Origin of the sequence: Thorsellia kenyensis (assembly GCF_042432445.1) — a bacterium.
In the GTDB taxonomy this organism is placed as follows: domain Bacteria; phylum Pseudomonadota; class Gammaproteobacteria; order Enterobacterales; family Thorselliaceae; genus Thorsellia; species Thorsellia kenyensis.
The window spans coordinates 1-11,260 of the sequence record NZ_JBHLXE010000114.1; the positions used below are offsets into that span (position 1 = coordinate 1).

General features: G+C 37.0%; 16 protein-coding genes and 1 pseudogene. 10 read left to right on the forward strand and 7 right to left on the reverse strand.

Features of this window, described 5'->3' with window-relative positions; translation table 11 throughout:
• Positions 1 to 31 precede the first annotated feature (31 nt).
• The 7 genes and pseudogenes from ACFFIT_RS13105 to ACFFIT_RS13135 all read left to right on the forward strand — a co-directional run bounded on the left by ACFFIT_RS13105 (position 32) and on the right by ACFFIT_RS13135 (position 6,978).
• Positions 32 to 2,542 (forward strand): hemagglutinin repeat-containing protein, encoded by a 2,511-nt coding sequence (locus ACFFIT_RS13105; RefSeq protein WP_385878389.1) that lies wholly within the window; start codon positions 32 to 34, stop codon positions 2,540 to 2,542.
• Position 2,543: 1 nt separating this feature from the next.
• On the forward strand, positions 2,544 to 3,185 hold the full coding sequence (locus ACFFIT_RS13110; protein ID WP_385878362.1) for an SMI1/KNR4 family protein: 642 nt from the start codon (positions 2,544 to 2,546) through the stop codon (positions 3,183 to 3,185).
• 379 nt (positions 3,186 to 3,564) lie between these two features.
• Positions 3,565 to 5,157 carry a DNA/RNA non-specific endonuclease gene (locus ACFFIT_RS13115; RefSeq protein WP_385878364.1) on the forward strand — a complete coding sequence of 531 codons (1,593 nt, stop codon included), beginning with the start codon at positions 3,565 to 3,567 and terminating at the stop codon, positions 5,155 to 5,157.
• The gene (locus ACFFIT_RS13120; RefSeq protein ID WP_385878366.1) at positions 5,150 to 5,530 is read left to right on the forward strand and encodes a hypothetical protein; all 381 of its coding nucleotides are present in this window, start codon (positions 5,150 to 5,152) and stop codon (positions 5,528 to 5,530) included. Before ACFFIT_RS13115 ends, ACFFIT_RS13120 begins: the two co-directional genes overlap by 8 nt.
• Positions 5,531 to 5,681: 151 nt before the next feature.
• Positions 5,682 to 5,831, forward strand: a pseudogene (locus ACFFIT_RS13125) (hemagglutinin repeat-containing protein); the annotation flags it as partial.
• Between the two features lie 87 nt (positions 5,832 to 5,918).
• On the forward strand, positions 5,919 to 6,647 hold the full coding sequence (locus tag ACFFIT_RS13130; RefSeq protein WP_385878368.1) for a hypothetical protein: 729 nt from the start codon (positions 5,919 to 5,921) through the stop codon (positions 6,645 to 6,647).
• A 139-nt stretch (positions 6,648 to 6,786) separates the two neighbouring features.
• Positions 6,787 to 6,978, forward strand: a complete 192-nt coding sequence (locus ACFFIT_RS13135; RefSeq protein ID WP_385878370.1) for a sigma-70 RNA polymerase sigma factor region 4 domain-containing protein — start codon at positions 6,787 to 6,789, stop codon at positions 6,976 to 6,978.
• 25 nt (positions 6,979 to 7,003) lie between these two features.
• On the opposite strand, the gene ACFFIT_RS13140 is transcribed toward ACFFIT_RS13135, so the two are convergent.
• A complete protein-coding gene (locus tag ACFFIT_RS13140) occupies positions 7,004 to 7,183 on the reverse strand; it encodes a helix-turn-helix domain-containing protein (protein ID WP_385878372.1) in 180 nt (59 codons plus the stop codon).
• A 366-nt stretch (positions 7,184 to 7,549) separates the two neighbouring features.
• Between ACFFIT_RS13140 and yefM the strand changes: the two genes are divergently transcribed.
• From yefM to ACFFIT_RS13155, 3 genes are read left to right on the forward strand one after another with little or no spacing between them, the layout of a single operon-like run.
• A complete protein-coding gene (gene yefM, locus ACFFIT_RS13145) occupies positions 7,550 to 7,804 on the forward strand; it encodes a YoeB-YefM toxin-antitoxin system antitoxin YefM (RefSeq protein ID WP_385878374.1) in 255 nt (84 codons plus the stop codon).
• The gene (locus tag ACFFIT_RS13150; protein WP_385878376.1) at positions 7,801 to 8,058 is read left to right on the forward strand and encodes a Txe/YoeB family addiction module toxin; all 258 of its coding nucleotides are present in this window, start codon (positions 7,801 to 7,803) and stop codon (positions 8,056 to 8,058) included. Before yefM ends, ACFFIT_RS13150 begins: the two co-directional genes overlap by 4 nt.
• 6 nt (positions 8,059 to 8,064) lie before the next feature.
• Positions 8,065 to 8,187, forward strand: a complete 123-nt coding sequence (locus tag ACFFIT_RS13155; protein ID WP_385878378.1) for a type II toxin-antitoxin system RelE/ParE family toxin — start codon at positions 8,065 to 8,067, stop codon at positions 8,185 to 8,187.
• A 56-nt stretch (positions 8,188 to 8,243) separates the two neighbouring features.
• On the opposite strand, the gene mazF is transcribed toward ACFFIT_RS13155, so the two are convergent.
• The 6 genes from mazF to rhuM form a co-directional block, all read right to left on the reverse strand.
• Positions 8,244 to 8,579 (reverse strand): endoribonuclease MazF, encoded by a 336-nt coding sequence (gene mazF / locus ACFFIT_RS13160; protein WP_385878379.1) that lies wholly within the window; start codon positions 8,577 to 8,579, stop codon positions 8,244 to 8,246.
• The gene (locus tag ACFFIT_RS13165; RefSeq protein WP_385878381.1) at positions 8,580 to 8,828 is read right to left on the reverse strand and encodes an AbrB/MazE/SpoVT family DNA-binding domain-containing protein; all 249 of its coding nucleotides are present in this window, start codon (positions 8,826 to 8,828) and stop codon (positions 8,580 to 8,582) included. It lies immediately after the preceding gene.
• A gap of 422 nt (positions 8,829 to 9,250) precedes the next feature.
• A complete protein-coding gene (locus tag ACFFIT_RS13170; RefSeq protein WP_385878383.1) occupies positions 9,251 to 9,691 on the reverse strand; it encodes an ATPase in 441 nt (146 codons plus the stop codon).
• A gap of 11 nt (positions 9,692 to 9,702) precedes the next feature.
• The gene (locus ACFFIT_RS13175; RefSeq protein ID WP_385878385.1) at positions 9,703 to 9,852 is read right to left on the reverse strand and encodes a hypothetical protein; all 150 of its coding nucleotides are present in this window, start codon (positions 9,850 to 9,852) and stop codon (positions 9,703 to 9,705) included.
• 9 nt (positions 9,853 to 9,861) lie between these two features.
• Positions 9,862 to 10,080, reverse strand: coding sequence for a hypothetical protein (locus ACFFIT_RS13180; protein WP_385878387.1), 219 nt, complete (start codon positions 10,078 to 10,080; stop codon positions 9,862 to 9,864).
• Positions 10,081 to 10,796: 716 nt separating this feature from the next.
• Positions 10,797 to 11,198: a RhuM family protein gene (gene rhuM, locus ACFFIT_RS13185; protein ID WP_385878391.1), complete on the reverse strand. Its 402-nt coding sequence runs from the start codon at positions 11,196 to 11,198 to the stop codon at positions 10,797 to 10,799.
• Between the last annotated feature and the right edge of the window lie 62 nt (positions 11,199 to 11,260).

The window sequence follows — 11,260 nt, forward strand, 5'->3', positions numbered from 1 at the left end:
AACGGTGTAGCTTAGTATGTGAAAATTATAAATAACTAACAACTATCTTGACAAGTTCCGCAATCAAGTTAGCCATGGCGGTAGTAGCTTAACCGCAGGAGGAGACATAAACCTAATCGCAACTGAACAAGACATCTTGGTACAAGGCAGTACCCTAGAGGCAGCCAATAACCTGATCCTAGAGGCCAAACGCGATATTTTATTACAAGCAGCACAGGATACCTCAAAACTAGAGGGTAAAAATGAGAGCAAAGGAGTCAGTTTAGGCGTGACCTACAACGGTAGTTGGGGCGTGAATGCGGGTTTCAATAAAGGCAAAGGCAGTGAAAATGGCAATAGTGTGACTAACATCGGCACCGAGCTGAATGCGGGTAACCTCATCACTCTCAATAGTGGACGTGATACCCAAATCATAGGCAGTCAAGTTAAAGGAGAAGGCGTTGATTTAACAGTCGGTAATGATTTACGGATTGAGAGTCTGCAAGACAGCGATAGTTATCACAGCAAACAAACTGATGTGAGTGCCAATGTCAGTGTAGGTGCAGGTAGCTTCGGAGGGGGCGTCAGTGCCAGCAAAACCAAAATGGACAGTGACTATGCAAGCGTTCAAGAACAAGCAGGGATATTTGCTGGAACAAAAGGCGTTGATGTTGAAGTTGGGAATAATACTCACCTCAAAGGGGGAGTCATAACGAGCGAAGGTGAGAATAACACCTTGACTACCGGCACTCTTAGCTTTGAAGATATCGAAAATAAAGCGCAGTTTGATGTCTCAAGCAATAGCGTGGGGGGCAACCTCGGGATGGGAGGTTTGAGTATTCCTGGTGTGTCTAATAGCAATAACAGTGGTGAATCTGACAGCACAACCCAAGCCACGATTGGCAATAACATTGATATCACCCTTAAGGATGTGACAAATCAAACACAAGATATTGACACGCTGAATCGTGATACGGATAACGCACATCAATCGCTAGATAAAATCTTTGATAAAGACAAAGAGCAAGAGCGGTTAGACGAACAGAAACTAATCTCTGACATCGGTAATCAGCTCAGTAATATTGTTCGAACTGAGGGGCAAATACGGGCAGAAAAAGCCAAAAACGACCCTACTGCACTTGAATTAGCGAAGAAAGAGCTCTTAGCAGAGGGTAAAAATCCCACCACTCAAGACATAGAGCAAAGAGCACAAAACAACGTCATGCGTGATTGGGGCACTGGAGGTAAATACCAACAAGTGACTCAAGCATTAACTGGCGCATTAAAAGGAGCACTCGGTGGAGATATTACCCAAGCCCTTGCCAATGGCTCAGCACCTTACCTTGCAGAAGCCATTAAGAAGGCGACCACCAATCCAGACGGCAGTGTCAACACTGGGGCTAATTTAGCTGCTCATGCGATTTTAGGTGCGTTACTCAGTGCAGCCAACGACAACAATGCCCTCGCAGGAGGATTAGGTGCCCTCAGTGCAGAAGCAGCAGCCAATCTTATCAAGAATGAACTCTACGGTGATAAATCGTTTGCTGATTTAACCGAAGATGAGCGTCAAAATATTTCAGCTCTTTCCCAAATCGCGGCAGCCGTTGCAGGAGGATTAACTGGTGACAGCGCTAGTGATGCCACGCAAGGAGCTATTATTGGTAAGAATGCAATCGAAAATAATTATTTAAATACTGATGAAAAACAAGAAAAAACGATGCTTGAATTTCGCGAGCAAGAAGGAATACTCAGTGAAAAAGATCAACTTCGTTTATTTGAACTTCGGATAAAGGATGGGTCAAGCACTGAAGCCCTTCTTATTGCTTGCCAAGATGTTAATAGCAAAACATGCGAAGTTGAACGTAAAAAAGCGTATAATGATTTAGCAACCTATAAGAATTTAACTTATCATCACCCTCCAGAACACCAAGTAGGTTACAAAGAAATCCAATCTCTTCTTGATGCAACAAGCAAAGAGGCCGATTTTTTACGTCTGGTCTACGACTCATACAAGCGTGGCTATGAAGACTTAGGATTCAACGAAAAACAAGCTGGCGCCATGGCTGGTAGAACGATTGCGGTTCAATTTATGGTTCATGGGGTATCGGGAGGAGTAAGTTTATCTCGATTAGGTCAGGTCTTTGGGAATGTTAAAGTTGGTGGTAGTTTAACACCAAAACAACATAGTAAAAAAGTAGATATTAAAAATTCTGATGCAACAAATTTACAGCCGCAAATAATAACAATTGATAAAAATAAGTACCCAGAATCAGCTAAGCACATTGAAGAGTCTCAACAAACAGGATATCCTTCAATATTAACCATTGATCGATTAGGTGCGGCGGAACGTAGAAAAGCCGCACTAAAAGATACAAAACCTCAAACTGGATTTGATAGAGATGAGTATCCTCCTGCAATGTTTGAGGAAGGAGGAGCCGGCTCTTCAATAAAACTTATAAATCCATCAGATAACCGTGGGGCCGGAGCATGTATTGGAGCCCAGTGCAGAAAATTCCCTGATGGAACTCAGGTTATTATACAAACTAAGAAGGACAAAAAATAACATGACTACATATATAAATAAACTTTTGGAAATATCTAGCTCTTCTTTATCATCGCGTAAAGTAATGATGCATGAACTATTTGAACTGGGGACTTCTGAGCGTGTTGATGAACTCCACTCTATATTAAATAGATCGAATGGATTTTATACTTTTGAAGGAGCCTTTCATCTATATTCACTAGAATCTATAGATAATACTTTGGGTTTAGTTGATTGGAATAGGAATGATTTATGGATAAATGACTATAATGGGTTAACGCAAGGAGCTTTATTTTTTGCACAAGATATTTTTGGAAATCAATTTAGTTTACTTAATAATAATATACATTTATTTAACATAGAAACTGGCCAATTTGAATTTTTAGCGAAAGATTTTGATTCTTTTTGTAAGTTGTTGTTAACTGATTTCAATTTTTTAACAGGCTACTCATTCGCTAATAGTTGGCAAGTAATACATGGAAAACTACCAAATGGTAAAAGATTATCTCCTAAAATACCTTTTGTGCTCGGAGGACAATACGATATGAATAACCTTTTCTTAGCTGATTCAGTTAATTTAATGAAAACTAATGGAAATATCGCTGCGCAAATACAAAATATTCAAGATGGTACTAAAATAAATTTGTCTTTTAACCATATCTGAGCAGATTACATCTGTAAGATATCGATAACTACCAAACTAAACAAACCAATTTAGGAGATAATGTTGGTGTCTCTGTCGGCACCAGTACCAGCGTCAGTGGTGGCATAATATTGACACGCTGAATCGTGATACGGATAACGCACATCAATCGCTAGATAAAATCTTTGATAAAGACAAAGAGCAAGAGCGGTTAGACGAAGAGAAACTAATCTCCGATATTGGCAATCAGCTCAGTAATATTGTTCGCACTGAGGGACAAATACGGGCAGATAAAGCCAAAAACGACCCTGCTGCACTTGAATTAGCGAAGAAAGAGCTCTTAGCAGAGGGTAAGAATCCCACCACACAAGACATAGAGCAAAGAGCACAAAACAATGCCATGCGTGATTGGGGAACTGGGGGTAAATACCAACAAGTGACTCAAGCATTAACTGGCCCATTAAAAGGAGCACTAGGTGGAGATATTACCCAAGCCCTTGCCAATGGCTCAGCACCTTACCTTGCAGAAGCCATTAAGAAGGCGACCACCAATCCTGACGGTAGTGTTAACACTGAAGCCAACCTCGCCGCTCACGCCATTTTAGGCGCACTACTCAGCCAAGCTAACGACAACAGCGCTCTTGCTGGAGGGTTAGGAGCCCTCAGTGCAGAAGCAGCAGCCAATCTTATCAAGAATGAACTCTACGGTGATAAATCTTTTGCTGATTTAACCGAAGATGAGCGTCAAAACATTTCTGCACTTTCTCAAATCGCGGCAGCCGTTGCAGGAGGATTAACAGGTGACAGCTCTAGTGATGCCGCACAAGGAGCTATTATTGGTAAGAATGCGGTTGATAATAATTTTTTAACGCCAAAAGAAAAAGCGATTGATGATAAACGTTACGATGAATGCGAGACAAATGATTGTCGCACACAAGTAGCGATAGAAAATATGGAATTATTTCTAAAAAATCAGAGTGATTTAAATAAAGTGCTAGAGGTTTTTAATCTTGAATATGCAGAAAGATTTAAAAATTGTAATGGTAATAGATATTGTGAAATGAGTGTAATGCAAAGTTATGCTATTGAACAACGCGTAATACTTGCAAGTGCATACGATCCAGAAGCCTTTGATGTCATAATAAAAAAGTTAATTGCGGAAGTTAATGCAGAAGCTAAAGGTAAAAAACTCACCGAATCAGAATATAACGATATTATTGTTAAACTACTATTAAGAGATAATGCTGAAATAGAGTCTATAATTGAGCGCAGCCCACAAAATAGCTTGATAAAAAAGGCTGGTTATGAAAGCGTTGCGAGAACTGTAGCTGATTTCATTCCAGTAATTGGTGATGCAAAAGGTTTCTATGAAGCTGAAGACTCAATTGATCTTTTGATTGCAGCAGTGGCTTTAATACCTGGTCTAGGAGACGCTGCAGGAAAAACCTTAAAAGAAGCCAAAGTGCTTGCAAAAAATGGTGACTATGCAGGCGCCAATAAACTAATAAATGATGTTAAAGTAGAGATTAAAAATTTAGATTCTGGGAGCACAGGGAATTGGAATAAAGATTTAAATAAACCTAAACCAAATACGGTTTATAATATTGATGAAAATAAAATATATAGAACAGATGAACTAGGGCGAGTTAATAGCGTTGAAGCAGATCTTACTTTGTTAACAAATGATCGCAATACCTATCAACAATGTAAAATTGGAAAATGTGGTGAAGTGGGTGATGGAGGAGGGCATCTTATTGCGTCAATATTTAATGGTCCAGGGGAAGCTTTAAATCTTACGCCAATGGCATTAAACCTTAACCGTGGAGATTGGAAGGCAATGGAAAATATATGGGCAAAAGCATTAAAAGAGGGAAAAAATGTTAAAGTCGATATCCAACCTATTTATTCGGGTAATGGTGCTAGGGCGAATGAGTTTAAGGTCAATTATTGGATTAATGGTAAACTTTATAAAGAGGTGTTCAAAAATGAGTGATAATACAATCAAAAACGATTCTCAGTTATATAATGAAATAGCAAGTGTTCTGTTTCAATCCTCAACTGCTGAGTGTATTAAAATCTGTATGCTTTTGAGACTTTCAGCTGATAGTAAACACTCTAAGACAGAAGCTTTTGGATTTGATACAGATGGCAATGAAATCAGTTTTCTAGTTGATGACTCATTTGGAAATATGCATGATTTAGCCGTTGAACTAAAAAACTATTTTTTAGAGAACAATCTAACTAATGGTATGCCAGGCTGGAGGTATTTATGGGTAGAGGTAGATGTTGTTAATAATAAAGTCAAATTTGATTTTGCATACGATGAAGATAACAGGGAAGACAAATTTAAGTTTAGTTATGAGTGATTGGTCCTGTCCATCTGAAAGAGGATGCACATCGTGATGTATTATTACTTGCTAAATAAACTACCTCAAAACTCAATGGCAAAATGAGAGTCGTGGTTAGAGTCTCGGTGGCAGTATTGATTTATCGGGCACCATCGGTCTTCATACTTCAATCAATCGGGGTAAAGGCAATGATGTCTCTATCACAAGTAAACGAGATACCCTTATCCAAGGCGGACAAGTTATCGGTGAAGGGATAACGGTTGACGTTGGGCGTGATTTACGTATTGAGAGCCTGCAAGATACAGAGAGCTATGAGAGTAAACAAACCAATCTAGGGGCTAATGTTGGTGTATCTGTCGGCACCAGTATCAGCATCAGTGGTAGCATTAATGGTGACCGTACCAAGATGGATAGTGATTATGCCGGTGTACAAGAGCAATCTGGGTTGTTTGCGGGTAATAAAGGCGTTGATATTGATGTTGAAAACAACACCCACCTCAAAGGGGGAATTATAGCCAGCGAAGGTGGGAATAACACCTTGAGTACCGGGACCCTCAGCTTTGAAGGCATCGAAAATAAAGCGCAGTTTGATGTCTCAAGCAATAGCGTTGGGGGCAACATCGGAATGGGAGGCTTGAGTATTCCTGGAGTGTCTAATAGCAACAACAGTGGTGAATCTGATAGCACAACCCAAGCCACGATTGGTAATAACATTGATATCACCATCAACGATGAAACCAATCAAACACAAGATATTGGCACGCTGAACCGTGATGTGGATAACGCACATCACTCGCTAGATAAAATCTTTGATAAAGACAAAGAGCAAGAACGGTTAGACGAAGAGAAACTAATCTCTGATATTGGCAATCAACTCAGTCATATTGTTCGCACTGAGGGACAAATACGAGCAGAAAAAGCCAAAAATGACCCTACTGCACTTGAACTAGCGAAGAAAGAACTCTTAGCAGAGGGTAAAAATCCCACCACTCAAGCAATTACGGGCGCATTACAAGGAGCACTCGGTGGAGATATTACCCAAGCTCTTGCTAACGGCTGCGTATTCTCATCCACTTCGATCACTAATTCTCACCTAGCTTCGATCACTCAATATCATTCATGTCGATCACCTTAAGCTGATTTTAGGAGTTGTGATTTGGCTCCGTCTTTAAAGGAAAATGGCTTCCTTAACTTGTAGATTTAATCAACACTCCTCGCTGATACCATAATCTGTATAAGCGAGGTCATTATGTCTACGGTACCTATCTATTTCAATGAGAAAACTAAAAGAAATATTACGGCTCAAATTTGAAGCTAAACTTCCACATAGAAAAATTGCACAAAGCTTGTCAATTTCAGCATCTACAGTCTCCTATTATGTTAATCGAGCAGGACAATTAGGGATCACTTGGCCCATTCCCTCTGATTTAAACGATAGAGACTTCCACCCAAATCACAGTTGTTGAATCAATCTTTCTTTTTGCACTACAATCATTTTTTATGTGCAGATACAGTGCGGTATCGATTTTCAAGTTGATTACGTTTTATCTCTCTGGATATTGTTGATTTATGAACACCACTCTCTTTAGCGATGTCTGATAGTGAATAATCTTTTCCAATTAACAGAGAAATCTGGTATCTTAAACCTTCGGTTAGTTGCTTATATTTCATTATTGCCTCACTCGTCTTTGATCGGAAGTTTGGGACTAGTTTATCAGTAACTAACCGACCTTCCAAATTGACACCTTGTGTTGCACTTATTATATTAATTCCTGTAGCACTACGTTTTCAACACCGTGCCCCACTCTAATTCTACTATATCGAGTAGAGCAAAGGAGTTTCACCCACACCCTATCACTGAGATGGGCAACTGATTTAGGATACTCATTCTACAACCTCTTAATGAGTGTCTGAAATCATTATACCCATATAATTCATTACAATATGAGTTGAATATTTCCCATTTTTTTATTATAAAAGCTTGTAACAAACTCAACAACATTGTACAAATGTACAATATTAAAGAGGAGTTTATATATGATTACTATAAGTTATAGCGAAGCAAGACAACATTTATCAGCAACAATGATCAGGGCTGTTGAGGATAAAGCACCCATTTTAATTACACGCCAAAGAGGAAGCTCGTGTGTTCTAATGTCATTAGAAGAATACAATGCATTACAAGAAACATCTTATTTGATGTCTAACCCTGCAAATGCAAAAAAACTAATGAAATCAATAGAAGAATTAAGAGCAGGTAAAGGAAAAAATAGAGATCTTATTGAAGAATGAATATAACATTTTCAGATCAAGCATGGGAAGATTATATCTATTGGCAAAAAATTGATAAAAGACTTACAAAAAAAATCAACGATCTTATAAAAGAAATAAAAAGAACACCTTTCGAAGGTACTAGAAAACCTGAACCTTTAAAGCACAATCTTGCCGGATTTTGGTCAAGAAGAATTAATGAAGAACATAGAATTATTTATGAAATAAGTAATAGCGCTATATTGATAGCATCATGCAGGTATCACTACGAATAATTTAGTTTGCATGAACTAAGTGGTTCCCGAAAAAGCACTTGGTCTGTCACAGTAAACGGTAATTGGCCCATTATGTTCAAATTCAACAGACGAGATGCTGAAATTGTTAACTATGAGGATTATCACTAATCACCATGCACAACCCAGCTCATTCAGGGGTGATTTGCTAATTGATCCTTCATAGATTAATTTGAGTTTCCAATTAATGCTTTAGCTTTTTCTTTTATCTCTGCGAGAGCTTCCACTGAAACAACGCCTTTTTTCTTAACTTTACGTGCGCGCCAATCGATGCAAGTCACTTGATCAGCAAGCGCAACACCTTCATTCGATAAATCGACTTCAAATGGATATCCCTTAACCTTAGTTGTACAAGGAACACAAAGTAAAAGCCCAACTAAGTTGTTGTAAGAAAATGGACTTAGTACCACTGCAGGCCGATGACCGCCTTGCTCATGCCCTTCTACTGGGTCAAAATCAAGCCAAATTAAATCTCCTGAATCGGGTACGTAGCGTGACACCATCTAAATTAATTCCTTACCGACAGGTGAGCCTAAATTTATTTTTTCATGAATATTTTCCTGTGTAATACCCGATAAAAGAGATTCTAAGGAAAACTGCTTAGATTTCAGAGGAACTAAAATAATTTGGCCCGAATTATTAATTTTCAATTCAAATTTATCTTCAATGTTTAAAGAAGCTGCTACCATTACGTGAGCAGGTATCCTGATAGATGGGCTATTACCCCATTTTTTTAATGTTACGGTTATCATAATTAGCCCCCTTCTTGCTAATGATTGTTGATACATTGTATATCATTAAATATCTATTGTCAATTTCTCATCAAAAATTCACGCGAAGCAAATGTATTTATACAATTAATGGTATATCTATATGCTAACAAAATTTAAATAAATACTATAACCGGCAGTTTGCCTAGCAATTACCTAAGAGAGTACAAAAGTGAGTATAATTTGAAATTATAAATAAAAAATGATTATAATACAACAGCTTAAGCTGAGAATTTCGCTTTAATGTGTAGCGTTTTTGTAGTGAATGGATTATGACAAAATATGGTGTTCATTTTACTGGGCACCAAAAAGTTAAATTACTGAATAATCGGCATTATAGAGTGGTTCCGAAATTAACTTGCTATCTAATCTATCAACGCAACACTTCGGAAAATTAAATTTACTTACTCATTTGCATTCGTCAATAATATTGATGTGTCTATTTTTTTATTTATTTTTTCCACCCATAGTGGAGGATTTATTCTTTTGTAAACTTGATTATTTTTAACTAGCGTGTAAAGTCTATGACTATGATATTTTATAGAATTATCATATATCGCAAGTTTATCTATTAAATGCAAAATTTCATCAATATTCCTTAGGCTCTTGTGATAGCGTTTTCTTATAGTGATCTCTTCAATATGATGACCACCTTTTTTCACACGCTCCCTAACGCGCTCTACATTCATATCAGGATTGATTAATCCTATAAATTTTACTGAGACAAAAAAACCAGCTTCCTTCGCCTCTTTGATTCTATTGATGGCACTTTTTCCGCTCAAGGTGGTTTCCATAGAAAAAGAGATTTTTGAGCGCAAGCACTCATTAAATAGTTCAATTGCCATTTTACCTGCTTTTACATCAACATCTCTAGGACTATCAAAATTAATTTTTTTTGCATAGCATCAGGATCAATGACTAATAATTCTGAATTATTCCCTCTTAGTGAAGATTTACCTGCTCCATTCGTTCCAGCTAAAAATACAGCAATAGGCCTAGTCTGCATTAGCCCCCCTTAATTATCAGGTAAGTAATTAACTATATTACCTTCTTTATCTCTGATGACTACATACGTTCCATCAGGATTTATTTGAAGAATATTTCCTTCTTCATCTGCAGCAACCACCCATTCTTCTTGCATTTTTTTTTGAAGTTCTTTTCTAGCACTAAGTAGCTCTATCCTATCTTCTTCATCTAAGAATTGTTCGATATCATCATAATACTTGTTTTGCATTGCTTTATCCTTTCTTAAGTTTGAAGCATAAATACACTTATGTTATTTATAACTTCAATATAGCCATAACTCGATAAAGTGAGTATATCAGTTTTTTAATCAATATTTGTATTTTTTGACCGGCAATTAGTAATAAAGGTTTTCAAGGCTTTCTCAAGAATAAAATTAGGTTTAGATTTTATTTTGTATAAAAAAACATAAGCTTTTCGTCAAATTGTAATACCAAAAAATAACGCCTAAATAAGTAACTATGAATGTGTTGTTAACGACAAGTTATAATACTCCCACTTCAAAGATTCAATTTTATCTATCTGTATTATAATTAAATTTAACCCATTCATAACAGCTTCCCCAGTAATTACCAAAGTGAGTACAAAGGTGAGTATAATTTGAAATGAGAAATTATATATTATTATAATACAATCACTTGAATTGAGAATTACGCTTTAATGTGTAGCGGTTAAATAAAAATGGCTATCATCTATTATTTAATATGATAGCCCTAAAAACAACATGTGCAGATTACTTCTCGCTCTTTATGAAGTCCCTAAGTGTCTCAATTGCTTCCTAAATTTTGCATGTCGATTGCAAGTGCGAGTTGATTTAATTGTTACTAGCACCTTTTTAGCTAACAAAACAAGCGTATTATAAATGGCATTAACAATATACTTGCTTATATAACACAATTAATAACGCTTTATTAAGTTTTGCTGATTTTAATTAGGTTTTATTCCTATTTTTTTAATTGCATCACTTAAATCTCGATCAACTTGTGTAGCTTTAGTATCAATAATGCGTCTAAATTTATCGTATTCCATTTTTGCCTTTTCTTTGGCTTCCTCTGCCGTGATTTTACCAGAATGAGTTAAGGTATTAAAATCACTCAATTTAAGAAATTCATCAAGCTTGTTTGCCCAATCTTCCATTTTCATCAACCTACCTTGACGCGCTTGTAATTCAGCGAACTCAAGGTAAGAGTTTACTAAACGATTTAAGATATCTAATTCTTGCTCTGAAAGATAATTTTTAGCTGTTATAGCTTCTTTTTGTGTCGGCTCCTTCCCCTTATAATGAGTTAAACCCATATTAGGTTTATCGCCATCAACTCGACTAAATATTCAGGGGGAGATTAAACTTTTGCCAGCTTCATCAGCATTTAAAATCATCCCCTTGTTAAATT

What these genes read in the sequence shown, in the direction of transcription:
- yefM (WP_385878374.1), top strand. Translation starts at nt 7,550, where the DNA reads ATGATTACTATAAGTTATAGCGAAGCAAGACAACATTTATCAGCAACA.
- ACFFIT_RS13110 (WP_385878362.1), top strand. Translation starts at nt 2,544, where the DNA reads ATGACTACATATATAAATAAACTTTTGGAAATATCTAGCTCTTCTTTA.
- ACFFIT_RS13140 (WP_385878372.1), bottom strand. Translation starts at nt 7,183, where the DNA reads ATGAAATATAAGCAACTAACCGAAGGTTTAAGATACCAGATTTCTCTG.
- ACFFIT_RS13165 (WP_385878381.1), bottom strand. Translation starts at nt 8,828, where the DNA reads ATGATAACCGTAACATTAAAAAAATGGGGTAATAGCCCATCTATCAGG.
- ACFFIT_RS13175 (WP_385878385.1), bottom strand. Translation starts at nt 9,852, where the DNA reads ATGCAGACTAGGCCTATTGCTGTATTTTTAGCTGGAACGAATGGAGCA.
- mazF (WP_385878379.1), bottom strand. Translation starts at nt 8,579, where the DNA reads ATGGTGTCACGCTACGTACCCGATTCAGGAGATTTAATTTGGCTTGAT.
- ACFFIT_RS13115 (WP_385878364.1), top strand. Translation starts at nt 3,565, where the DNA reads ATGCGTGATTGGGGAACTGGGGGTAAATACCAACAAGTGACTCAAGCA.
- ACFFIT_RS13170 (WP_385878383.1), bottom strand. Translation starts at nt 9,691, where the DNA reads ATGGCAATTGAACTATTTAATGAGTGCTTGCGCTCAAAAATCTCTTTT.
- ACFFIT_RS13130 (WP_385878368.1), top strand. Translation starts at nt 5,919, where the DNA reads ATGGATAGTGATTATGCCGGTGTACAAGAGCAATCTGGGTTGTTTGCG.
- ACFFIT_RS13120 (WP_385878366.1), top strand. Translation starts at nt 5,150, where the DNA reads ATGAGTGATAATACAATCAAAAACGATTCTCAGTTATATAATGAAATA.
- ACFFIT_RS13180 (WP_385878387.1), bottom strand. Translation starts at nt 10,080, where the DNA reads ATGCAAAACAAGTATTATGATGATATCGAACAATTCTTAGATGAAGAA.
- ACFFIT_RS13150 (WP_385878376.1), top strand. Translation starts at nt 7,801, where the DNA reads ATGAATATAACATTTTCAGATCAAGCATGGGAAGATTATATCTATTGG.
- ACFFIT_RS13135 (WP_385878370.1), top strand. Translation starts at nt 6,787, where the DNA reads ATGAGAAAACTAAAAGAAATATTACGGCTCAAATTTGAAGCTAAACTT.